The organism is Salibacter halophilus (genome assembly GCF_008806325.1).
Lineage (GTDB): Bacteria > Bacteroidota > Bacteroidia > Flavobacteriales_G > Salibacteraceae > Salibacter > Salibacter halophilus.
The window spans coordinates 109,683-135,058 of sequence record NZ_WACR01000007.1 but is presented as its reverse complement, the minus strand read 5'-3'; the positions used below and the strand labels follow the sequence as shown (position 1 = coordinate 135,058).

Sequence of the window (25,376 nt, the reverse complement as noted above, 5' to 3'; positions counted from 1 at the left end):
CAAAATTGAAGAATTAGATATTTTCAAATGACTTTTAAGTTCTGTTTTAGATTGAACGCAGATGCCGCAGATTTAGCTGATTCACACAGATAAGAGGTAGCTCCAAATCTACAGTAACAGTCAAACCTCAAAACATCTTGACCTCAACTCTTAGTAAATCTTAGCCATTGAGCTTAGATGAACTTAGATCTACGCACTTGCTGCGGGACTTAACCTTTGCCTTGACCCATATTGGGCATTATCGATTCTTTGTCATCATGATTTGCTTGGCCTTTTTCATGGTGATCGCATTTACTTTGCGTTCCATGTAGCTCAGCATTTCGTTCATCACTTCTTTGCTGCTGTCATCGAGTGAGGAGAGTTGTTTGGCAAAAACCTCAGCAACTGCCTTTTCCTTAACTTCTTTTATTTGTTGCGGAACCTCACGCATTGCCAGTTCTATTTGACGCTCGGCAAAAGCTTCTTCAAACTCAGCGAGTTTATCGTCAATGATTTTTTCGCAGTCAACGATAGCACTTTTCCGTTGCTCTAGATTTTGTTTCGCAATTTTCTTGAGCGTTTCAACTTCAATAAGGTCAACTTTGTGGTCGTCCAGAATATTGAGATCAAAATCATTTGGAATCGCCAAATCCACAACGTACTTCATCTCTTCACTTCCCGAAAGGAGCTTTTTATAGACATCGTAAGTCACAATTGTATCAGGAGCTCCGGTGCAAGTAATGAGGGCATCAAAACCTTCGTTTTTTTCTAAGTCGTCAAGTGAATATGCTTTTCCGCCAACTTCACTCACGAGCTTTTCTGCATTTTCAAGTGTTCGGTTGTACACATGAAAGTCGTGATAACCGTGCTTCTTCATCTTGTGAAGCATCGCTTTGTTGGTTACTCCGGCTCCAATGACTACAATTTTGGCATCGTAAGAGAGGAAACGATCAGCGAGTTCACGGTAAGCGAGATTGACAACAGAAACAGGCCTGTTAGCAATATCAGTTTCTGTGAATACTTTCTTGGCAGTTTCAATTGTTTTCCGCTCTGCGAGGCGCAAGAATTCACCTGTCAGACCCATGCGTTGAAACTTGTCATACGCTTTTCTAAACTGGGTGATGATTTCGCGCTCACCCACAACGAGCGAATCGAGCGAGCTGGCAACGTTGAACATGTGACGAACAGAGTCGAGACCATCGACAACCTGGGTGTTTTCAATTGCCCATTCGAGGTCTTCATCGTTCCAGTTTGAGTAAAGAGATTGGTAAAAAGTGCGTAAAAAGTGATTATTGATCGGCTTGTCAGTAGTGAAATAAAACTCAGATCGGTTGCATGTAGCAAGGAACATGAACTCATCGAGATTGGCATCGTCCATGTGTGGAACAAACCTCTCCTGATATTCATCTTCAGGAATAAAGAACTTTGCAACTTTGTCAAGTCCTACTCCTGAATGCGTAAATGCTATACTTTTTAACCGATCTAAACTCACCTCACCTCTTAATTACATTGCAAAAATGCTATGTAATCATGGAGTTTTTGTCATGTGATTGTCACGACAAACTAATTTAGAACCTTTCTAAACACCAGCGATAACGCGGGTTTATAGTGATATTGATAAAAGTTATTTAGTGGCTTAGGAACGAGTAAAAAACCAGTTGGGTTTTGAAAACCCAACTGGCATAAATTCAATTACTGAATGACAATTTTCTTTTTGTGATCAGCTCCATTATCGAGCTGAACACGAACGATATAAACCCCTACATTCAGCTTTGAAACGGGTTGTTGAATATATTGGCTATTCGTTTTAACATTTAATACTTCGCGACCTGCAATGTCGTAAACCTGAAGTTTATTGATTTTAGCATTACCTCTTCTAACAGATGCCTCAATCAAGTTATCGTGAGCAAAGAGTTTTACCTGATCCTCTTTGTCAGTTTTCACATTCTCGATTCCGGTTGTTTCATCTCGAACAAATTTGAGAGCAAATCGAGATTTTGAGTCGATTCGATTTTCAGATGTAAAAGTGTAATCCGATTCCGAAATTTCAACTTCAGAGCCGGTTTGCCTGTCGAGAAGGTAAATTGTGTGATCATCCATCGCCAGTGCTGAGTCAAGACGAATGGTTCGCTCCCCGCTGCGCTCTGACCGTAAATACAGGTCTACAACTTTCTCAGATCCCGGAACTACCGGAGCCAGTCCCTGAATAGCGTAACCCAATGTATCGAGCACTGAACCAAAAGCAATATGCGAATTTCCCTCAGCTTTGTATGCATCGTAAATTTTGTCGAAACCATCTGTAGCGTCTTGTGGAAACCCGATCAGCAACTGGTTCATGAGCCCGGCACTGTCCACTACGGTTAGCCATAGTTTGGGCTCTGACTGTGAACTTGTTTTAAAAAACTGATCATTTTGAGCATTGCGCATGGAGTTGGTGAACTGCACTGAGCTGTTGGCGTCAGCAACAACCCAAAAACCCTGACCTGATGCGATGCTCCCGTTCGGTGAAACGCTGCTATTTGGCGAAGAAGTGGCTCCTATTGTATTCCACTGAGCAAAATCGCCATCATCAAAATTTCCCGTTTGTGCATCATCCCAATAGTAGATTGCACCTGAAATGCGACTGTTGTTGATGGCATTCTCAGTCCAAAAAGCATTGGCATCAATCGATGACGGATAAGGATTTCCTATAAGGTTCCAGTTGTCATCTGTCCAGTTTGCGTTAGATGAATTTGGGTTACTCTGTTGAGTAATTGCGATTGAAAAGTTTCCATTATTCACCTGACCATCAAAAGTTCTTGTTCCTCCAGTTGCTCCAGGTATATAATACCCTCTTGCAACATCCATAATTCCGTCTCCGCCTGAAATAACATCACCAGATTGAAAGGTTACCGGATTGCCATTGCATGTCGTGTTAAAACCAGGTGTGAAATCGTGGCTGTAAAGCTGTATGTCAGATTCAAACACAAAAACATCGCATGGATTTACTCCATTGAATGTGTTTAAAATATCAGCAGACTGAATTGGCGAACTCCAAAGGTTAAAATAAGCGTCATTTGCTAGTCCGTCTTTTTCTATGATATAATTCCCGTTTCCTGTGTTTTGGTCAGATCCGGTATTTGTTTGAATCAGTGACCCAGTATGCTCAACAGTAATCGTTCCTTCATTATCAATTGCTGATGAAACGGTTAAGTCTTGACTGTTATTAATGGTAAAATCGTTTCCACTCAAAACCTCCAAACATTCACAGGAAGCATCGTTGTTTAGCGAGGCTGAAGAACCGTTGATGATTAACTTTTTAGAAGCATCAGCACTTGAAGGGGATCCGGCAGATCCGCTTCCATTGCTCCACGAAACTCCATCCCAAACAACTGATTGTGTTGTTGCCAGAGTAATGACATCGCCATCATTTAAATTGACTCCTGAAATAGTAAGCTCATTTCCGCTCAATGAAATACCAGATGTTATAGTTGTTGCATTTTTGAAAGTTGCATTTGAACTAACGAGAAGCGCATAGTCAGATCCTGAAGATGAAAAATCAGAAAACGAGCTGATGTCAAATGTGAGATCAACAGTTCCCACTTCATTGGATTCGCCAACTTTCCATGCACGCTTGATCCGCTTACCATAAAGTCCCGGAGCATCGCAAGTATCAACAGTAGCGAGCTCATCATCGTTGTGACCGATGAATAAAAAGTCATTGTTATTCAACGAAGATGGATTTTCGATTTTCAAGATTCCTTTTCCCTGAGAAGCCGAATGGCTTGAACCATCAGAAGCTCTACCAATTCCGATAACTCCTAAACCAAAGTCAGACTCATAGGCAAAATGATCATTGGCAATTGAGATTTGGTATTTGGCTCCAAGGTAGTTGTCAATGATTATTCGCTCAGCTCGATTTAAAGCTTTTGTGAAAATCATCAATTCAGCCATATCTCCACTGAAGTACTTTCCATAACCATCATCCATTACGCCAATATACAAGTCCACATTACTATTAGGGATATTAGTCGAGCTTTCAGAATTAGTCTTACTTAAACTCCCGTTAGTATAAATTTTAGCTCTCTGGCTCTGACTCAATGATCCATCAAAAGTCATGTTGAGCATATAGTTTGTGTTACTGCTATATGAATTAGGCGTACCAAATCGATTGTTATTGTTATCCAGATCCAGATATAAATTATTGCCATTCCAAAAGAACCAGGTATAAGCCCAATCACTACTTGAGTTTTGACTAGGTCTTTTCCCGTAAATTGCTTGTACATCTGGATTACCCATATTATCAGGCCTAACTACAGCGTAAAAAGTCAACCCTGAGGTTCCATCAAGTTTATCGTCATCAGGAACTGTTAGGTAGTCAGATGTTGAATTGTTCGTGCCTCCTGAAAAATGTACCGCAGGCCTACCACCAAGCGAACTTGAAGCATTGAATGATGGTTTATTTGAGTTTGATGATTGTCCTGCATTGTTTCCATTTCCTGATTGGTCAGTCCAGGAAGTAACAGAGGCGTTATCACTCAATGAAAGCGTACTGGCATCGAGCCATAAGCCCAAATTAGCAGAGTCACTTACTCCACCAGGGCCAGTTTGAGAAAAAGAGTCTTGGCCGAAAACAAAAAATAACGCTGTTGTGAAAAGCACAGCAATTTGATGTTGTTGTAGTTTTTTGTTCATGATTTCCCCGAATTATTAGTTTGTATATTGGTTAGTGTATAACTACTTTTTGCTTAATCGCTTGTGAGTCACCTGTATCAACCCCAATAACATAAACACCGGTAGGTAAGTTACTTGAATTAATTCTAACGGTGTTCTCGTTTGTGTTTTGCTCGATGATGGCTCTACCTGTAAGGTCGTAAACTTTTATCTTTTTAATAGTTTCTACACCTGTTTCAACCCGTGCAATTATGTAGTTTTCCCTGGTGAATATTTTTACGCTCTTATTTTCATAAGCCATTTTTATACCTGTGCTCTGTGAACGCTTGAACACGATCGCAAATCGAGATTTATCATCAATTGAATAGTCTTCACTGAAAGTAAATGCTCCACTTGATAAATCGTGCTCCTCGCCTGTTTTTCGGTCTAGCAGGTAAATGATGTGATCGTCCATCGCCAGTGCTGAGTCAAGACGAATGGTTCGCTCACCGCTGCGCTCTGACCGTAAATAAAGGTCCACAACTTTTTCAGATCCCGGGTTAATCGGAGCCAATCCCTGAATCGCATAACCCAATGTATCGAGCACTGAACCGAAGGCGATATGCGCATTGCCTTCTTCTTTGTATGCATCATAGGCATCATCGTAACCATCTGTTGCATCTTGAGGAAATCCAACAAGAATTTGGTTGGTAAGTCCTGCGCTGTCTTCAAGTGTTAGCCATGCTTTTGGATCTGACTGGGGGTCATTTTTGAAGAACTGACCGTTTTGGTCATTGCGCATTGCGTTATTGAAGACGACATTACCGTTTGAGTTTGCAACAACCCAAAAGCCTTGTCCGGAGCCGATGCTCCCGTTGGGGTTTGTCGCACTATTTGGTGAGCTTGTTCCGCCCATAGTGTTCCAAACAGCAAAGTCACCGTCATCAAAATTGCCACTCTGCGCGTCATCCCAAAAATAAATTGACCCTGAAATAGCACTTGAGTTTTCATTGACGAATGCTGCTGCATCAATTGATGATGGATACGGGTTTCCAATCAAATTCCAATCATCTCCCATCCAGTTTGCCTGTGGTGTTGATGGGTTGGGGTTTTGCTGAATTGAAATGTTGTAGTCTCCGTTATTCACATCTCCGGTGAATGTTCTCGTTCCTCCTGATTTACCCGGAATGTAATACCCTCTTGCAACATCCATAATTCCGTCACCGCCTGATATCACCTGATTTGACTGAAATGTTACCGGATTTCCATTACATGTTGTACTGAAGCCCTGAGTGTAGTCATGGCTGTACAATTGTGTAGCCGGATCAAACACAAATACATCACATGGATTTGCTCCATTGAATGTGTTTAAAATATCGGCAGATTGAATAGGTGAACTCCAAAGGTTAAAATAGTTAGGGTTTCCTATTCCTATTTTCTTAACCTCATAGCTTCCTGAACCTGAGTTTTGATTAGCTCCGGAATGAGTTTGAACCAATGAGCCAAAATTGTTGACCGTGACAGTTCCATCATTGATGATTTCATTTTGAACTGTTAGGCTGTTTCCTGTAAGGATTGTGACATCAGCTCCACTGGCAATTTCAGCGTAACTAACTATTGCATCAGATTGAATATTAGCTCCACTTCCATTGATAAAGAGTTTTCTAGTAGAATCAGCTACTGCTGGTCTATTTGCTGATCCACTCCCGTTTTGCCATGTTGAACCTGTCCAAATTACCGCTTCGTAAAAACCGATTGTGAAATAGTCTCCATCATCGATATCAACATTACTGAATGTAACCTCAGATCCATTTATCGATGTAGCAGTAGCAAGTGTTGTTGCATTTGAAAAGTCACCGTCACTATCAGTAAGCAAATAAATATCACTACTGCTGGACGGGATGGAAGCTAAATTACTTAAATCTACTTTAAGCGTTAAGTTTCCGGTTTGTCCAACCTCAGTTGCTTTCCATTCTCTTTTGAGTTTGGTTGTTAAAGTACCTGTTTCATTTTTTTCTGTTTCAACTGGCTGGCCGTTGTGGCCCCAAACGATTGACTCCTGATCGCTGAGTGACGATACTTCACCTGTTAAAATTGCACCTCCATTTACTGATCTCGCCTTGAGAACTTCCAAAGATGCATCATCATCTCTTATTAATCCTGCAATTGCAGAGTTATTGCCACTATTTGCAGAATAATCCCAAACAGCATTTCCTGCTGAGTTCAAATAATCGCGCTCATCAGTTGAACCAGTAGCAGGATCATTCGTCATGTTTAACGTAACACCGTACTTGAGTGCAAGGTAAGTCTGTATTTGATTGATTTCTACACTGCTGAGTGTTTGCCCTTCAACATAGATAATCTCAGCTATGTCCCCTTTGTAATAAATATTATTACCGGAACCATTCAATGAAGAAGCTTCAGATCCATCTCCAATGTAGCCATAACGAGTAGTATTAGCTCCTACCTGGAACGATCCTCCTTTTTCATCATTGGAGTATTCAGTTGCACCATCAGCAAAGAGCTTTGTGTCTTCACTTAAAGAATTGTCAAAAACAAATCCCCCTATGTGTGGCATATTATCATTAAAGCCCGGGCTTCCTTCAATATCTGTACTATTATAAGAAAGGGCTACTTTTCCATCGCCTGTTATATAAGTATTGAAAAACTCAGATCTATCAAAATCGAGAAATGCCCAATTGCTATTATAGCTATTACCACTTTCGTTAGTTCTAAATGCAACGAACGTGTAAATTTTAGAAAGGCTTACAGAGTTATAAGACAAGTCGATTCCCAGTCTGTCATTTGATCCATCAAATGTCAAATAGTTTTGAAAATTGAATGTTGTGTCGCTGGTTCCGCCATTGAATTGAGGCTCATTATTTGATGCTGCTGCGCTGGCAATAACTCCCTGAGAGTCGTCTGTCCAGGATGAAACTGAACCACCTCCGGTAATTCCGGCATCAGGTCTATACCATAATTTTAAAGCACATCCTACTCCTCCCGGACCACCAACATCGTCATCTTGTATTGTGACTGTTGAGGAACTTGTTGAACCAATTGTACCAATAGAAACATTTGTGATATCAACCGTAAAGTTTTCACTGCTCTCAATGTTACAGTCATTCACAATTGGTATTATAATATCACTTGAACTGCTCCCAGATAAAATAATTACTGATCCTGAAGAGCCTGTATAATCAGATCCCTGAGAAGCAGAGCCGGCATTAATTGAATAATCTACCGTAATGTTTTGAGAAAAAGCTGAAGACAAATTCACTGTAAGCGATACAGAACCATCAGATTCTGAAACAGTAGCTGATGAACTAGCGAACTCTACTTCTGGTAAATCGTCATCTTTAATCGTGAGCTCGTGCTCTACAAATCCCGTTCCCGATGGCGAAGGTCCGTTATCCAAATCAGCTCCTGATGGATTAGATAATTGAATCTCTACTGTTTCATCAGGCTCGTAACTCGTATTGTTGACAATAGAAACTGAAATATTTTCTACTGTATCTCCGGCACTAAAATTCAAAGTCCCCGATGATAAGTTATAGTCAGATCCACTCGTGGCAATTCCGCCAACAACCGAGTAATCAACACTCACTGCAGAAGAACTTTGAGCACTTAGCTTAACCGGAATTGAAATGCTCGAAGTTGATTCATTAACAGATGATGTATCGGAGTCAAAATACAATTTGTAGGGACTATCATCATCGTTAATCGTGTAAGTGAGCACAGAGTCAGCATTCAAAACATATCCTGAACCACTTTCCAAAATCACTTCAAAAGTTTCGTCAGATTCATCAATTGCATCATTATTCACCGTTACAGCCGGTAAGCTCCCATCAGATGCTCCAGCATTAATCGTAACACTAGAACTTCCATTTGGAACTGCAGTGTAGTCAGATCCACTCGTAGCAGAAACATCATTTGTCCTGTAATTGATTGTGAAAGTCGTGTTTTGAGTTGGAACGTAGTTAATAGATACAGTAGGTGTTGCATTCACACTCTCTGAGCTCGACTGGTTCTGATCGTTAAAACTCACAACCTCTCTAAATTGTGCTACTCTTATGTAGTCAGCATTATTCAAATTAACAGTTCCGGTGTAATCACTTCCTGAGCTAGATAACTCATAAAGTTCAGCTCCAGAAGTAAAGTCTCCGTCATCATCAACCAGAATTCCCACCTTATACCCTGCTGTCAAACCAGGGAGTTGTGTTCCATCAACAGTCACATCAACATCTCCAACCTCGCCAATTTCAGACACTCTCCACTCTTCATTGAGATGTTCAATATTCGCAGCATCGGGTGAATTTGAAGTAGACCAGGAGCTTGTAGAAGCTGAATTATTAGCAATCAATAAGTATTCAGAATTTCCAAGTCCGGTTGGGTTTGAAAGTGATATCATTCCTTCACCCTGAGCAGATTGACTCGACAGTCCTGATTCCTGACCTATACCAATTAAGTCAAAATAATAGCCACTACCATCATAAGCATAGTAGTCATTTGCTCCAATGTTGATGTCATATTTTGAAGAAAGGTAGTTTTCAATGATTTTTCTTTCACTTGTTGAAACTTCATAATCAGCAACAATAAACTCCAAAATATCTCCTGAAAAAGGGGCAGAGTTCACACTTGAACTATTTTGGTCAAGCGTAGATGAAGAGTTTCCAAATTCAACATTATCAGTGTGATTATACAAAGTACCTATTGAATTGAGTTGTTTCGTTTGAGTACTATTTAAATAACAATCAATAGTCCCGTTTGAACTACTGGTACCACCATCGTAAACAACAGATAAAATATACTCTTGATTTGATGATATATTGAAGTTCTCTGATTCGAGACCCCATGGAGAAGCAGCTCCATCATTATTCATATTCCAGGCGTTTATATGCAATTGTCCACCTTCAATAATGAATGAAAAACCTCTTGTTGTTCCACCCTCCTCATACAAAACCTGCTGTGTTGACGTATTACTTCCAGTTTTAAAAACAAGATTAAAAGTTCTCTCGTCCCAGGGGCCTCCATCATTGAGATCACCATTATTTGCAATACCTAATGCATCGTTATTTCCATCGAAACGAATCACAGGAAAACCATTAACCTGGTTTGAAGCATTGTTTTTGAGTGTTGGTTGCTCAGAACCGGAACTTTGAGTTGCATCTTCAGAGTTTCCTCCTTTGTTGGTCCAGGTACTGATTGAGGTATTATTTGAAGCCGAAGAAAACTCCGCAACGTCATACCAAAAACGAACTTCAGTTGTTGTTGCTACACCACCAGGAGTTTGAGATTTTAAAACTCCAGATAAAAGAAAAAGGCAAGAAAGAGTTAGAAATAAACTCGCGTAATTTTTTGTACGATTATCCATAAGTTCCCTATTTTAACTCTTCAAATTTACCTTACTTAAAATCACTCATCTATACGAACACCACAACTTATGCACACAGCTTTGTTGATTCTTCAAACTCAACATTTATAATTATCAATTGATTACATGTTGTAATCTTTGTAAAATGCGTGTAACTGTTGCATCACAAACTTTTGACCTGCTTCCCGAAAGAGCTCTTTTATGGAAAAGTGAAAAGACACTAATCATCAGCGACTTGCATCTTGGAAAAATCAGTCACTTTAGGAAAAACGGAATCGGGATTCCAAGCTCTGCTCGATTTAACAATTTGGTTCAGCTTGAAAAACTCATTTTAAAACATCAACCTCGAGAAGTTTGGTTTCTTGGAGATTTATTCCACAGCACTTACAACCTTGAGTGGGAAGAGTTTGGAAAGTTCATCTCAGCATTTGAAAATGTTGAATTCACGTTGATTGAGGGAAATCACGACATACTAAAACCGCATCATTATGCCCGATACAACATCAAAACCACTCCTGAAATACGCACTGATGAACTGTTATTCACGCATGAGCCTGATGACTCAGGATCTGACCATTACAATATTTACGGACACATTCATCCGGGTGTAAGACTTAAAGGAAAAGGAAAACAATCCGTTAAGTTGCCTTGTTTTTATTTCTGTCAGAGCCATGGGATTTTGCCGGCTTTCAGTGATTTAACGGGAAAGTATATTTTAAAGCCAAAGACTGGTGATCGCGTTTTTGTCACGACAAACGATGAAGTGATAGACGTAACATCAAAATAATCCATTTTATTAGATTTGAGTTATCCAAAACGCAGCATATGAAAATCTTCAAGTTATTATTGATTCCTCTTCTAGCTATTTTTTCAACAGTTGGATTCAGCCAGGAGGCTGATTCTCTCAATTCAAAAAAACAAACGATAAAGGTTGGCATCAAGCCGGCTCCTCCGTTTGTGTATGAAGAACAGGGCACCATTCAGGGGTTGAGCGTAGAGCTTTGGCAATTAGTTGATGGCCAGCTCGGATCTGAATATGAGTACGTCAAATACGAAACAATTGATGAGCTCATTGACGCAACAGCAAATGGCGAAGTAGATTTGAGTATAAACCCCGTAACAGTGACCTCGCAAAGAATGCAGAAATTGGATTTCTCTCAGCCTTACTACATTTCATCAACGACCCTGGCTCAGCGCGATGAAAACGAAATGCTCAAGATGATCAAAAACCTTTTTAGTGCCGATTTCTTTTCGGCTACGCTCGTGCTAGTGGTTGTCATTTTCATATTCGGACTGCTGATCTGGGTCTTCGAAAAAGGCAAAAACGAAGAGTTTAGAAAAGGTTCAAAAGGAATTGGCGATGGTTTTTGGTGGAGTGCTGTGACGATGACTACAGTTGGTTACGGAGATAAAGCACCTCGCACTTTTGGTGGTAGAATCATCGGGTTTATTTGGATGTTTGCTGCTATCATTCTCATCAGTGGTTTAACAGCGAGTATAGCCAGTTCATTAACCGTACAATCGCTCGATGCGCAAATTCAAAACTTTAGCGATCTGAAAAAGTTTTCAGTGGGAACTGTTAAAAATACAAGCACTTCAAAAACGCTGACTCAAAACGGAGTTTCATTTGAAGAATACGCAAATGTTGAAAGTGGTTTGGAAGCGCTTAAAAATGACGAACTGGATTTCTTCGTTTATGACAAACCTATCCTCAATCACTTCATCAAAACTAATGGCTACAATGACGAGTTAGTGATAGTCGATAAAACACTCAAGACTGATTATTACAGCTTTATGTTCCCAAAAGGGAGCGAGCTTAGATCGACTTTAGACCCTATCATCGTTGAACAAATAAAATCTCCGCAGTGGGAGGTTGAAATGGCGAAGTAGTGTTGACTACTTTCTGCCTGTGAACGAATCCATCGTAGAATAAACACCAAATATTTTTCCGGCTACAAAGTCGAAAGTTCGTTGTGGTAAAACGCCTTTGAGAAATGGAGTCAACTTAACCATGAATGGGGATCTGATCGTGACCTTGTTTTTTTCTACGGCTCTGATGATTTTCAAAGCTATTTTCTCCGGTTTGAGAATTGGAGTCATGAGCGGAGCCTTAATTCCTTCAAACATGCCTGTATCAATGTAGCCGGGCTGTACAGTTGTCACCTGCACTCCCTTTTTCATTTTTTCAAGCTCAATCCTGAGCGACTCACTCCAGCCGGTAACAGCCCACTTACTCCCTGCATAAACGCTCATTCGCGGATTTGCGATCAACGAAGCAGCTGATGAAATATTGATGATGTGTCCGTTTTTATTTTTGACCATCTCCGGTAAAAAAGCACGCGTAACATGCATTACAGCGAGCACATTGACCTGAATCACTTTTTCAATTTCGTCCTGACTACACTCTTCAAATGGTTTTCCGGCAACAATTCCTGCATTATTGAAAACGATATCAACTGAGCCCAACTCTTTCAAAAGTTCCGAAGCAGCGTTTTCAATTTTACTTCTGTCAGATAGATCCACTTTTTTGATCAGAACAGCTGGAATTTCTTTTTGCTTGTTCTCAAGTCCTTTTTCATCAACATCCCACAACACAACTTTTTGAGCTCCTCGCTCAATAGCGTGCTTTGCAAACAAACCGCCAAGCACTCCGGCTCCTCCGGTAATGAGGACATTTTTATTTTTAAACTGTGTCATGAGGCATCAAATTAATCTTCCAAACTCGCCACGCACTTCAATTCGATTGCGATTGGCGTTGGCAAAGAGCTTATTTCCACTGTTGTGCGGCATGGCTGATTATCCTTAAAATACTCAGCGTAAATCTTATTGAACGTCTTGAAGTCGCGCTTCATGTTCGTTAAAAAAACCGTTACATCAACCAGTTGATTCCAGTCAGATCCTGAGGCTTCCAAAATCTCTTTCACATTGTTGAACACGCTGTGAACCTGAGCCTCAAAGTCGAACTCTTCAAAGTTTCCGTTGTGGTCGAGTTTCAAACCGGGAACACCGCTGTCGTTTTGGTCAGATCCGGCTGTGCGCGGACCAACTCCCGAAAGGAATAACAAGTTCCCTGCTTTGCGTGCGTGAGGATATAAGCCAACAGGCTTGGGTGCTTTACTGGTGTTGTACTTTTGGTCGCTCATCGGATGGAAATATTTGATTGAATAATACAGCAAAAATAATCACTGCTCCGCAACCGATGAGATTGTACCACAAATATCCGATCTCGATGACTTCGTAAACAGTTAAAAAGTGACAGGTCAGCACAACGATTTCACCCAAAATTCCGGCCCAAAGTGTTGGCTTTCCTCCAATTTTTTTCAGGAAAAAAGCTACAAGGAAAATCCCGAGAATCGTTCCGTAAAATAAACTACCGAGCAAATTCACGAGCTGAATCAAATTCTCAAACAAACTTGCCGAGAGCGCAACGGTTATCGCCAAAACACCCCAAATCAAGGTGAACAATCGCGACATGCGAACTTCATTCACTTCACTGCTCGTTTTACCCGACAATCGCTTGTAATAATCCACCATTGTCGTGGAGCAAAGCGCATTGATTTCTCCGGCTGTACTCGACATGGCTGCAGATAAAATCACCGCGAGCAAGAGCCCCACAACTCCCTGCGGCATGTAGCCTAAAATGAATGTAAGGAAAACATAATCGGTGTCTTTGGTCTCGATTAGCGGGTCAGCTTTTTTGAGGGTTTGCTTGAGTTCTGACCGCACCTCATCCGATTGGTTCTGAATATTTTTCGCTTTCTCTAAGGCCTGCTCTTTTTCAGATCCTTCTTCAAGCATGTAAGTTGTAAGCGCAGTTTCTTTTTCAGAATAGAGTGAACTGTACTCGCTTTCCAAATCTTTGATCTTTTGTGCGTGCTCAGTTTGAAGAGCTTCTTTCATCCCGGGTCGATTGAAAAATGCAGGTGGCTCATTGAACTGGAAAAACACGAAAACCATAATTCCCACAAACAGGATGAAAAGTTGCATCGGGACTTTTAAAAGACCGTTAAACAACAACCCAAACCGGGATTCAGCAACTGATTTCCCACCCAAATAACGCTGAACCTGAGACTGATCTGTTCCAAAATACGAGAGCGCCAGGAAGAAACCTCCCAAAAGACCGGTCCACAAGGTGTAGCGGTTTTCGAGATTAAAAGAAGTATCAACAATTTCCATTTTCCCCATTTCCCCGGCAAGATTGACGGCTTCGCCAAAATCGAGTTCGTCAGGTAGATAGGAAATGATTAAACCGAATGCGAGGAACATCCCACCCATGATCACACCCATTTGCCACTTTTGTGTGAGACTCACGGCACGTGTACCTCCCGAAACAACGTAAACGATAACTAAAACACCAACGAGAATATTAGTGAGATAGAGATTCCAACCGAGCAAAGTCGAAAGAATAATTGCCGGAGCGTAAATGGTGATTCCGGCCGCTAACCCACGTGAAATCAAAAACAGCATAGCCGTGAAAAGCCGGGTCGGCAATCCGAAACGACTCTCGAGATATTCGTAAGCTGTGTAAACATTGAGTTTGTAGTAAATGGGAATAAAAACTGCCGAGATAATCACAGCTGCAATGGGCAATCCAAAATAAAACTGGACGAATCCCATCCCACTTTCAAATGCCTGCCCGGGCGTACTCAAAAAAGTAATCGCACTGGCTTGTGTGGCCATTATCGACAACCCGATTGTCCACCAGTTTTGCTGGTTATCTCCTTTCAAAAACCCGGAAATACTCTCGTTTTTCCGCGTTTTCCACGCACCGTATCCAACGATGAGCAAAAGAGTTCCTGCGAGTACAATCCAATCGGTGAGTGTCATGCAAAGTGTTTTACCAAATATTTGAAATGAACCAGTACGCTACAATCTGAACCAGAAGAAAAGCAAGTACAAAAATGTACAGTCCCTTCCAGCTTTTGAAAACCGGTGGTGATTTAACCTTATCTTCAATGTCGGGTTTATTCATCGCTCGTTTGGTTCTGACCATTAGTATTTTGCGGAGCATAACTCACGATATTCGCGAAAAGCCTAAATGCTCCCGGAACTCCAGCCGGCAGCTCTCTAAAGAAGCTAATTCCGGTATAAACGAAGCGGCCTTTCCCATATTCGGCAGCGAGTAACGCTCCCTTTTTCATATCTTCTCCGGGATCGTTCCACCCGATTAAAGCTTCGTAATCATCGCTCCATTCTTCAGGGAAGTAAAGTCCGCGTTCCTGCACCCAGCCGTCAAAATCGTTTTCGGTGATTTTGTTTGGCGTATTGAATAACTCGTGTTCGCGATTCAGAAAAGCTACCGGAGCTTCTTCAACTGTGACGCGAGAACGACCAATTTTTAAGTCATAAGGACCAATTTTGTCACTGATTAATCCATAACTCTTGTTGTACTGCACAACCAGGTTTCCACCTTGTTTCACATACTTGTTCAACGTTCCGTGAAGATCGACAATAGCCGGTGTGGTATTGTAAACACGAACTCCCAACACGATTGAGCTGTAATCATTCAACACATCGAATGTTAGTCGCTCGGGGTCGAGGATATCTACACTGTATCCCATTTGTTCAAGGGCAGTTGGCACCTCATCACCAGATCCCATGATGTAACCAATTCTATCACCTACAGTTTTGATATCAGCTCTCACAAGATTGATTGAAGCTTTTGGTGTCACGAGTTGATTTTCGATGTGTCGGTAATCGATTTCTTTGATATCGTGCGCTTTTTCGCCATTCACCAAAAAGTTCATTTCAAAATTACCCTGATCCTCAGTTGGGAAAAGAGTGAAAGTTGCGAAGAAAGTATGTCCTTTTTCAACGTTTTTCTTTTCAACGTATTCCGGCTCTGCAGTCCAGCCTTTAAGTAATTGTGGTTTTACAATCACCTTTTCTTTAGATGCATTGTACGTTTTCACTTTTACCGTTACCTCTTTTGGCTCCATGCTGCCAAAAAGCACTGTTTTTTCATCGGGCGTAACGGTAACCTGCGGAATGATATGAAACGGTTTGTAAAGTTCTCCGTCCTTTCGGCTCACCCACTTGTAGCGGATATCACGCGTAAATGGGATATCGCCTTTTTCGGTTTCAATGATGAAATCTGCCTGAAAAACTGCCGGAGTCTCAGGCATGTTGCGCCACTCCGGAACAGGAATGGGGAACATGTTGTGCTCGGGGTCTGACCAAAGCCAATAAGGCACTGTTTTTTGATCTGCTACTTTGAGTGTATCGTTCAGAGCCGTGACCTCATTGCCGAGTTCTTCGTTGACAGTCCACGACTTTTCGCCAACCTTGATTTCTTTGAGCTTTTGTTGTGTGTTAAGCTGTGAAATAGCTTCAAACTTAACGGGGACCTCCGTGTTTGCTGCGACTTTGTCTTCTTCAGCCAGGAATTCAAACCAAAATCCACCACAAGCAGCAATGAGTTCTTTGCACTGATTGAGTTTGTATTCTTTTTGATAAAAATCCGGTAATTCTTTAATCGCAAAATAAATATCGATCAGAGCCGAAATGCTGGCATCAGGGTTTTGCGGATCGTAGCTGGCAAGCGCTTTATTGAGCATTTTTTGAACCTGTCTGCTCCCTTTTACTCTATCCCAGGTTAAGTCAATACCATCGAACATCGAGTTTGATTTTACTTCTTCGCCTTTGCGCAATTCGAGGTACTCGATCGACTCACCGCGATCACGCGCATCGCCAAACCCCTGGCTACGGTGCTGACTTCGACTTTCAGCTGCAATCACAGTGTATTCTTTCCCGAGAAGCGGATTGTATTTTCCAACATTAACGGTCACGTATTCATCAGCTCGATCTGCGATGTCTTCATCCCACCACGAACTCGCGTTGAAGAATAGGCGTGTCACCTGCCAGGCTCCAAACTTCTCAGCCGATGCCGAAAACTGAGTTGGATCAGCTGCTGCTTTAAAAGCTTCATCTGCCAACATTGCCGATGCTGTGTGGTGTCCGTGACCGGCATATCCGTTTGGTGGGAAACGCGTCACAATCACATCAGGCTTAAACTGGCGAATAGTGTAAACGACATCTGCCAGAATACTATCTCGGTTCCATTTTTCAAATGTTTCCTCGGCTGTTTTGCTGTATCCGAAATCGAGTGCTCGTGTAAAAAACTGTTCTCCTCCATCGTTGTTGCGGGCTTCCATCAGCTCCTGGGTTCTGACCAAGCCCATGAGCGGTCCTTTTTCATCACCGATTAGGTTTTGGCCGCCATCTCCTCTGGTAAGCGAAAGGTATGCTGCTCGCACTTTTTTCTCATTGGCCAACCAGGTGATAAGGCGTGTATTTTCATCATCGGGATGTGCTGCCAAATACAGGACATTGCCAACAGTATTCAGCTTTTCCATTTCATGCCTGATGCGTGCCGCGTCCCACTCCGGGTTCTGACCGAAAATAGATTGTGCAAAAATGACCAGAGAGAAAAAGATTAATTTTTTCATATGTTTATGATTGATTTCGTCAGCTATTGAAACCGTTATGTTTTCTCGTTACAAAAGACGAATTTTACCACCTTTGATTCCAAAGTGGGCTAAATTAGCAATCCCACGGGAAACAAATGAAGTTAGGATTAGTTTGAATTGTTAATTTCTCGTCAAGATATTGAAATGAAAAATTTCATTTGCGTTTTTGTTTTGGCTTTGATTTTTGTGAAGCCTGTTTTCTCACAGAGTAACCAGCCTTCTGATTCTTCTTTGAGGAATGCTTTTCAATTGCTTGTGAAGCAAGAACGCCAGCGACTTTCAGACTCGCTTAGAATGGTTGAGCTGCAAAGAGAGATCGAGCAATTAAAAAGGACGAAAGACACGAATACCAAAGAACTCGTTCAGGAACTCAAAGCACTTAAACGAGCAGACTCTGCCCGAATAAATGGACATATCCAGGAAATTGAATCGCTTCGTGAGAGTAATGATGGTGCCCCGGTTGTATTGAACCACGATACGCTATTTACGATTTACGCTGATATTGGTCCTTTTTCAGCATCAGACAGAGCCAAACGAACTGAAGAAGAGTTGAACAAAGTTGTTGAAGACTGGCAGTTCAGCGAAAACCTTTTTTCCCTCGATACCAATGAAGCTTCAATTCACATTTACTACCGCGATTTCATTATTTTCTCCGTTACTGATGAAGATGCACTTTGGGCTAAAGCTGAAATGGGCGCATTAGCTCAGGAGTACTACCAAATCATAGCACGCTCAACAGCTGAACATCACAAATCACACAATATTTGGGCAATTTCACTTCGTATTTTGTGGGCTTTACTCGTGCTAGGATTGTTGTACGGGTTCATAAAACTCGTAAATTTAGGTTACTCAAAAGTGGTTTTGAAACTGCGAAAATCGCATGATAAACTCGCTAACGGTTTAAAAATTAAGAATTACCAACTTTTAGATGCCTCGCAGGCTATTCGAGCCCTGGCAAAAGTCACTAGTTTGTTTCGCTATGTCGTTATCATTGTTGGACTCTACATATCACTGCCCGCCATTTTCGCAATTTTCCCCTGGACCAAGGGCATTGCCGATTCGCTAATCGAGTGGACACTCACTCCAATCAAAGATATTTTTTCATCAATCATTAGCTATATTCCAGACTTATTGACTGTGATTGTGATTGTGATTTTCACACATTACATCCTCAAAGGAATCAAATATCTGGCTGATGAAGTAAAACAGGAACACCTCAAAATTCCGGGTTTTTATCCAGATTGGGCCAAACCAACTTTCAACATCATTCGCATACTTTTACTCGCATTTGCTGTCGTGGTTATATTCCCGTACTTACCGGGAAGCGACAGTCTTGTTTTCAAGGGCGTTTCTGTATTTTTAGGACTTTTAGTTTCGATCGGATCCGGTAGTGCGATTTCCAACATGGTAGCCGGATTGGTTATTACTTACATGCGTCCGTTCCGCGTAGGAGACCGAATCAAAACCGGTGAAATATCAGGCGATGTGTATGAAAAAAACATGCTCGTAACCCGAATTAAAACGATCAAAAATGAGATTATCACAGTTCCAAACTCAAGTATTTTGGCAAGCCATACAGTAAATTACACTCAAAATACTGATGAGATGGGGCTACTACTCCACACGACTGTGAGTATTGGATATGACATCCCCTGGGAAAAAGTACATCAATTGCTGATAGCTGCCGCTGAAAAAACGGACGGAATAATGGAGGACAGAGCACCATTTGTGCTACAAACAAAGCTCGATGACTTTTATATTCACTATGAACTCAACGCCTACACTGATGAACCCAAAAAAATGGCTGTGACCTACAGCAACCTGCATCAAAACATCCTCGACTCATTCAACGAAGCCGATGTAGAAATCCTGTCGCCTCATTATCGTGCTATGAGAGACGGAAATGAAAGCACTGTGCCTAAAGGAGATAAAAAATGATAAAAAAACTACTCACTGTAATTTTCTTACTTATCGCCATAACTGAAGTAAAGGCTCAATTCCGGGAATCAATTCAAACTGACAGACCCGGTCAGTCTTATAACGCCCTTACAGTTGGTAAAAATGTTTTTCAGTTTGAATCTGGTCTTTTTGGCTCCATGTACGAAGAGCCGGGTTATGAAAACTTCCTTGGAAACCGCGATCAAAAAACGGGCTTTGTCAGTTCTATCCGTTTCGGCATTGCTGAACGAGTTGAAGTCTCTACCGATTTCTCACTGCTGAGGAACGAAGTCACTTACCGTCAAACCAACAAAACGAGCACAGCCGAAACCACTGATTTAACAAATTCACTCAGCGCATGGCGAATTGGAGTAAGGGCAAATATTCTCGAACAAAAAGGTTGGCGACCAGACTTAGCTGTAGGATTAATATACCACACTCCGTGGGTATCTGACGGCTTTGAATACACTGACAACCTGCCCGAACTTATCATTACCAGTAACCACTCCGTTGCCGGAAAATACAGTCTGAACCCAACCATATCTGTTTTCTACACCAGTCTCTATGAAACTCCAAATCTGAAAGGATCATTAAACTTCACGATTCCGGTTCTGACCAAAGGAGGTATTTTCCTTGGTGCTGCAGGTTATAATGACATCGAAGATAAATGGCGCGGAATTGCCGAGGTCGGCTTTTATTACCAGGCAACGCCCAACCTACAATTCGATTTTGATTTTGGATTTGACGATGTGCTCACTTCATTCAGATCCGTTTACGGCAATCTGGGTGTGTCTTTCAGGATTTACAACAAAGAGGAGAAGTGATTACTCTTCAAAAACATCCCTAACAACAAGGTCTTGGTATCTTCTAATTCGAGATTGTCGACTTTTTCCTTAAAAACTTCAACGGGCAACTCCACCACATTGATGTATTCATTTTCATCATCGAGTCCGCCACCTTCATTTTTGAGTTTATCGCTATTCGTTACCTCGGCATAAAATAGGTGAAATTTCTCACTGGAATAACCCGGAGTAGAAAAGCTGGAATGTAGATGTTTGATGTTTTTAGGCTTCACTTTGTAACCACATTCCTCGCGTGTTTCTCGAATTGCAGCATCGAGCGGACTCTCACCTTTATCGACCTTCCCTGCCATAGCCTCCAGGATCTTTTTACCCGTTGGATAACGAAACTGCTCCACTAAAACAATTGTATTTTGGTCAATATTCCTGATCAAAACTACTGATGCATCGGGCCTGTCGACACGTTCACGATTGTGCCTTTTCCCTGAATCAATCATTTCAATTGTACCTTCTTTGATTTTTAAGAAAGAATCGTATTTCAGCTTTTCTGATATGACTTTGAAATCCATCTTGATCAATTTTTGTTAAGTGTAAAGTTCAAAAAACGAATGGAATAATCCGCCAGGTGTTTTCCTGATAATATTTGTATTGCCCAAATTCCTTTTTGAGCAGCCCTTCCTCGTAGAATTGCTTGGCAACAAGTGTCACAGTCAAAGCCAAGTAAACCAACAACCTCACAACCGAGAATTCATCAACAATCAGAGTCAAAAAGATTACGATCAATGCAGAATACATCGGGTGACGAACCTTTTTATAAGGACCGCTTTGAATTAAGGTAGCTCCGTTTTTAACATCCGGAAGAACATTGAGTTTTGATTGGCTCATCGACACAACAGCCCAAAATGCTAACCCAATTCCCAGGATTTCTAATAAAAACAACCAACTGTTGTTCGCGAACAGCGGTCCTGAAAATAGCAGATAGCCAATACAGGCAAATTGTATTGAAATGAAAAGATATGATTTAACGTTATCTGGCATGTGTAATTTCTTTTTTTCTACTTTAGTAGTTCAATCCCCAAAAGTAATTTCACAAACCAACTAACACATGAATAAACTTACTTCTCTTTTAGTTTTCTTAGTTATAGTTGGGTCAAGCTGTACTAAAGACTTCCCTGATTGTTATGACCCTAAAAAATCCGGTTGTGTCAACTTTAACCCTTGCTTATTTATTTCTAAAGCCAATGCAGATTTCACTATTTCAGAGGTTCACCAAATAGTGACTGCAAAGCCTGAAAAAGTAGATACTCTAATTGAAGTAGATACAGCGTATCGCCATGACTTTATTGAATTTACTCCAGTTCAGGAAAGTTACGACAGCTTAAAATGGATTGTGGGAGCTGAAACACTGAGGACCCGCACTGTTAGAAGAAAGGGTTTTCCTCCCAATCAAAATGTCTCTATCAAGCTCTATGTTTACAAAAAGCCAAATGGAGAATGCTTCCCAAATGCATCACATGTTGATAGCGTAGTTAAAACTTTTTACAGTGCTAGTGAACGACCTTACTCTGAAAAAAAATACAAAGGATTTAGAGAGAGCAACCCAAATGACACTGTCACCTTTTACATGACATCAAATAAATCATGGATTGGAATCCATCCTTATTGTGAATTTCGTCCAACTGGCATAACTTCATATGGTTACAATTACTTCTTTTTCACAGATGCAAGGGAGAGTGCAGGAGACAGGAACTGTCACGGCCTTCAAGCGTATGGTTATGTCGAGGGCGACTCTGTCTTTGTCGACTTTTCCTACATTCCACCTGATGTAGGTGAATATGTTCATGATTACTTTGAAGGAAGAGTGGTTAAATAGCAAATTACAATCTTCCCGTATTCAATAAATACCTTCAAAAAAACATAACTTCGCGGCTCTGAAAAAAGCACGAAAATGTACAGATCTCATACTTGCGGAGAACTAAGAAGCGAACACATTGACCAAACAGTAAAACTGGCCGGATGGGTACAGCGCACTCGTAACCTGGGCGGAATGACATTCATCGATCTACGCGATCGCTACGGGGTTACCCAACTCGCGTTTAGCATGGAACAAAATGCTGATTTATGCGAAAAAGCACGCAAAATGGGTCGGGAGTTTGTGATCCAGATCGAAGGAAAAGTCATTGAGCGCAGCAGTAAAAACGACAACATTCCAACCGGTGCTGTGGAAATCAGCGTTTCTTCTCTCAACGTTTTGAGTAAAAGCGAAGTGCCTCCATTCACGATTGAAGACGACACTGATGGCGGAGAAGAGCTCCGCATGAAGTATCGCTATTTGGATCTGAGGAGAAACCCGCTCAAAAACAACATGATGCTCCGCCACAAGTTGGCGATTGAAACCCGCAAGTATCTCGATGATCAGGGCTTTTTAGAAATTGAAACGCCTTACCTCATCAAGTCTACGCCTGAAGGAGCAAGAGATTTTGTTGTTCCATCGAGAATGCACGAAGGCCAATTCTATGCGCTACCCCAGTCTCCACAAACTTTTAAACAACTTTTGATGGTTTCGGGATACGATAAGTATTTCCAAATCGTGAGGTGTTTTAGAGATGAAGATCTGCGTGCAGACAGACAGCCGGAGTTTACCCAAATAGACTGCGAAATGACGTTTGTCGATCGCGAGGATGTTCTCAACACATTTGAAGGTTTGACAAAAAGTCTCTTTCAGAACACGATTGACGTCAAACTCCCTGATTTCAAGCGCATGACCTATGATGATGCCATGCGTCTGTACGGATCTGACAAACCCGACTTGCGTTTTGGAATGGAGTTCATCGAGCTCAACGAGCTCACGCAAAACAAAGGATTTAAAGTATTCGACTCTGCCGAGTTGGTTGTAGGGATTTGTGCAAAAGGATGTGCGAATTATTCACGTAAAGACCTCGACAAACTCACTGATTTCGTGAAGCGTCCACAAATCGGTGCTAAAGGAATGGTTTGGGTCAAGTACAATGAAGATGGCTCAGTAAAATCGGCAGTTGATAAATTTTACAGCGAAGATGATCTCAAAAAAATGCTCGAAAAAGCAGATGCTCAACCGGGCGACTTACTCCTCATCTTGAGTGGCGAAACCAATCACACGCGCAAAGCGATGAACGAGTTGAGACTTGAAATGGGAAATCGACTTGGACTTCGCGACCCTAAAAAGTTTGTACCACTTTGGGTTGTGGACTTCCCGCTCCTCGAATGGGACGAAGAAACAGAGCGCTACCACGCGATGCATCACCCGTTCACCTCTCCAATCGAAGAAGATATGGAAATGATCACATCAGCTCCTGAGAAAGTCCGCGCAAATGCTTACGACATGGTAATCAACGGAGTTGAAATTGGTGGCGGATCAATTCGTATTCACGACAATGAGCTCCAGCAAAAAATGTTTGATGCGCTCGGTTTCACAAAAGAAGAAGCGCAAAAGCAATTTGGATTCCTGCTCGATGCCTTTAAATACGGAGCTCCTCCGCACGGTGGAATCGCATTCGGATTTGATCGACTGGCAGCACTTGCCGGTGGTCGTGACAATATTCGCGAGTTCATTGCCTTCCCAAAAAACAATGCTGGTCGCGATTTGATGATCGATTCTCCTTCAATAGTTTCAACAGATCAGCTCGAAGAATTGCACCTCAAAATCGAAGAAAAAAAAGAAGAATAATCTGCTAACTTTGAGCAAAAGTTCTGCTATGAAAACGAGATCATTTTTGAACCTTCTGGCTGGGCTATATATGGCTCTGACCATTACGAGCTGTATTGATACCGGAATTGATCACAAGATTCAGCTTGGCGGACAAATCTTCAATGCGCGCGATTCATTTGCGATTGTTTGGAAACGCCCAACTCCCAAAGAAGCGATTCTCGGTCAGAGCCAAACGCCTTTCGATACCGTTCACTTTGATCAAAAAGGTCTTTTCCTGTCTGACGCTGTTTTCGATAGCGGGATGTACGTATTCGAATACAACGATTTTGAGGTCCCGATTTACATGCAAGAAGGCAAAACACTGAATATCAACTTCAACGCTCAATCGCCTCGTGAATCGCTCAAGTTTTCAGGTTCTTCCAAAAAACCAAACGTATTTTTAAAAGAGCGAAGAAACTTACAGAGCAAAATTCAACAACAGGCCAACTCGCTTTTGGGAGCTCCTGACAGCTTGTTTTTAGGCTTTTTAGACAGTGCAAGAAAATCACTCGACACCAATGTTGTGGAGTTCATCACAAACAAGCCCTCTTTTGACAAGACTTTCCTTGAGGATGAACAGTTTACAGCTTATTATTATGCCTCAAATCTACTTTTAGACTACATCCGTTTTCACGAATACCGCGAAACTGCTGACGAGCTAAAACCATCAACCAAAAAGATGCTTGATAAAATTGATATCAATAATGACAGAGCGGCTAACAATAAGGAATACCTTGAATTTGTTCAATCTGCAGTGAGTCTAAAAGTGAATGACAGTCTGCAGAATATTGAAGGTAAAGTTCAGCCAGAGCAAATAGTACCCGTTCAATTTTACATGATCGAGAAAATGCTCGATGCTCCTGAAACAAAAAGCTACATGAGCTACGCTATAGGGCGCCAGGCTTTTATGTTCATAGGTCCTGATATAAGCGATTCAACACTTACCGTCATTCGCAAAAACATTACAGACAAAGCTTACGCAAAAGCATTTGATGAAACCTATACCGATTGGCAACGACTCACAAAAGGGAAAGTAGCTCCAAACATTAAGGGCGTTGACACAATAGGTAAAGAAATTGCTCTTTCAGATTTGAGTGGGAAGCCAGTCTATATTGATGTATGGGCAACATGGTGTGGTCCGTGTAAAGAGGAAATTCCTTCCCTCAAAAAACTCGAACGAAAATACAGAGATGACATTCACTTCCTCAGTATCTCGATTGACGATAACAAGATAGATTGGCGCAGCTACGTTGAAGATGAAAATCTGCAAGGTATTCAGATCCACAACGAAAAAGCGTGGAAATCTAAATTTGTGGAAGAATACAAAATAAGAGGTATCCCGCGTTTCATCATGATCGATTCTGAAGGCAATATCATTGACGCTAATGCTCCCAGGCCAAGTGGAAAGGCCGAGGATCTGATCGAAGAGGCTTTAAAAACTGAAACTTCATAGTTCA

Annotated in this window: 16 protein-coding genes; 7 read left to right on the top strand and 9 right to left on the bottom strand. The window is 41.5% G+C overall.

What is annotated here, in order from left to right:
* Positions 1-238: 238 nt before the first annotated feature.
* The 3 genes from hemA to F3059_RS09190 all read right to left on the bottom strand — a co-directional run bounded on the left by hemA (position 239) and on the right by F3059_RS09190 (position 9,985).
* A complete protein-coding gene (hemA, locus tag F3059_RS09200; RefSeq protein ID WP_151168481.1) occupies positions 239-1,471 on the bottom strand; it encodes a glutamyl-tRNA reductase in 1,233 nt (410 codons plus the stop codon).
* A gap of 200 nt (positions 1,472-1,671) precedes the next feature.
* Positions 1,672-4,653 (bottom strand): LamG-like jellyroll fold domain-containing protein, encoded by a 2,982-nt coding sequence (locus F3059_RS09195; protein WP_151168479.1) that lies wholly within the window; start codon positions 4,651-4,653, stop codon positions 1,672-1,674.
* A 31-nt stretch (positions 4,654-4,684) separates the two neighbouring features.
* Positions 4,685-9,985, bottom strand: coding sequence for a Calx-beta domain-containing protein (locus tag F3059_RS09190; protein WP_151168477.1), 5,301 nt, complete (start codon positions 9,983-9,985; stop codon positions 4,685-4,687).
* A gap of 145 nt (positions 9,986-10,130) precedes the next feature.
* Between F3059_RS09190 and pdeM the strand changes: the two genes are divergently transcribed.
* Together pdeM and F3059_RS09180 are read left to right on the top strand one after the other, a co-directional pair.
* Positions 10,131-10,772: a ligase-associated DNA damage response endonuclease PdeM gene (gene pdeM, locus F3059_RS09185; protein WP_151168475.1), complete on the top strand. Its 642-nt coding sequence runs from the start codon at positions 10,131-10,133 to the stop codon at positions 10,770-10,772.
* A 38-nt stretch (positions 10,773-10,810) separates the two neighbouring features.
* Positions 10,811-11,875: a transporter substrate-binding domain-containing protein gene (locus tag F3059_RS09180; RefSeq protein ID WP_151168473.1), complete on the top strand. Its 1,065-nt coding sequence runs from the start codon at positions 10,811-10,813 to the stop codon at positions 11,873-11,875.
* Between the two features lie 6 nt (positions 11,876-11,881).
* On the opposite strand, the gene F3059_RS09175 is transcribed toward F3059_RS09180, so the two are convergent.
* The 4 genes from F3059_RS09175 to F3059_RS09160 form a co-directional block, all read right to left on the bottom strand.
* Positions 11,882-12,682 carry an SDR family oxidoreductase gene (locus tag F3059_RS09175; protein ID WP_151168471.1) on the bottom strand — a complete coding sequence of 267 codons (801 nt, stop codon included), beginning with the start codon at positions 12,680-12,682 and terminating at the stop codon, positions 11,882-11,884.
* An 11-nt stretch (positions 12,683-12,693) separates the two neighbouring features.
* Positions 12,694-13,128, bottom strand: a complete 435-nt coding sequence (locus F3059_RS09170; protein WP_151168469.1) for a RidA family protein — start codon at positions 13,126-13,128, stop codon at positions 12,694-12,696.
* Positions 13,100-14,812 carry a sodium:solute symporter gene (locus tag F3059_RS09165; RefSeq protein WP_151168467.1) on the bottom strand — a complete coding sequence of 571 codons (1,713 nt, stop codon included), beginning with the start codon at positions 14,810-14,812 and terminating at the stop codon, positions 13,100-13,102. Before F3059_RS09165 ends, F3059_RS09170 begins: the two co-directional genes overlap by 29 nt.
* Positions 14,813-14,949: 137 nt before the next feature.
* Entirely contained in the window at positions 14,950-17,433 is a 2,484-nt protein-coding gene (locus tag F3059_RS09160) for a PIG-L family deacetylase (protein ID WP_151168466.1), read from the bottom strand.
* A gap of 165 nt (positions 17,434-17,598) precedes the next feature.
* Between F3059_RS09160 and F3059_RS09155 the strand changes: the two genes are divergently transcribed.
* Positions 17,599-19,392 (top strand): mechanosensitive ion channel family protein, encoded by a 1,794-nt coding sequence (locus F3059_RS09155; RefSeq protein ID WP_151168463.1) that lies wholly within the window; start codon positions 17,599-17,601, stop codon positions 19,390-19,392.
* Complete coding sequence (locus F3059_RS09150) at positions 19,389-20,216, top strand: hypothetical protein (protein WP_151168461.1); 828 nt, start codon at positions 19,389-19,391, stop codon at positions 20,214-20,216. Before F3059_RS09155 ends, F3059_RS09150 begins: the two co-directional genes overlap by 4 nt.
* On the opposite strand, the gene F3059_RS09145 is transcribed toward F3059_RS09150, so the two are convergent.
* Positions 20,195-20,761 carry an NUDIX domain-containing protein gene (locus F3059_RS09145; RefSeq protein WP_151168459.1) on the bottom strand — a complete coding sequence of 189 codons (567 nt, stop codon included), beginning with the start codon at positions 20,759-20,761 and terminating at the stop codon, positions 20,195-20,197. The genes F3059_RS09150 and F3059_RS09145 overlap by 22 nt on opposite strands.
* A gap of 28 nt (positions 20,762-20,789) precedes the next feature.
* Positions 20,790-21,230, bottom strand: a complete 441-nt coding sequence (locus F3059_RS09140; protein WP_151168457.1) for a methyltransferase family protein — start codon at positions 21,228-21,230, stop codon at positions 20,790-20,792.
* Between the two features lie 67 nt (positions 21,231-21,297).
* On the opposite strand from F3059_RS09140, the gene F3059_RS09135 reads away from it, so the two are divergent.
* The 3 genes from F3059_RS09135 to F3059_RS09125 all read left to right on the top strand — a co-directional run bounded on the left by F3059_RS09135 (position 21,298) and on the right by F3059_RS09125 (position 25,372).
* Positions 21,298-22,065, top strand: a complete 768-nt coding sequence (locus F3059_RS09135; RefSeq protein WP_151168455.1) for a hypothetical protein — start codon at positions 21,298-21,300, stop codon at positions 22,063-22,065.
* A gap of 75 nt (positions 22,066-22,140) precedes the next feature.
* Positions 22,141-23,898, top strand: a complete 1,758-nt coding sequence (aspS, locus tag F3059_RS09130) for an aspartate--tRNA ligase (RefSeq protein ID WP_151168453.1) — start codon at positions 22,141-22,143, stop codon at positions 23,896-23,898.
* A 28-nt stretch (positions 23,899-23,926) separates the two neighbouring features.
* The gene (locus tag F3059_RS09125; protein WP_151168451.1) at positions 23,927-25,372 is read left to right on the top strand and encodes a TlpA family protein disulfide reductase; all 1,446 of its coding nucleotides are present in this window, start codon (positions 23,927-23,929) and stop codon (positions 25,370-25,372) included.
* The last annotated feature ends 4 nt before the right edge of the window (positions 25,373-25,376 follow it).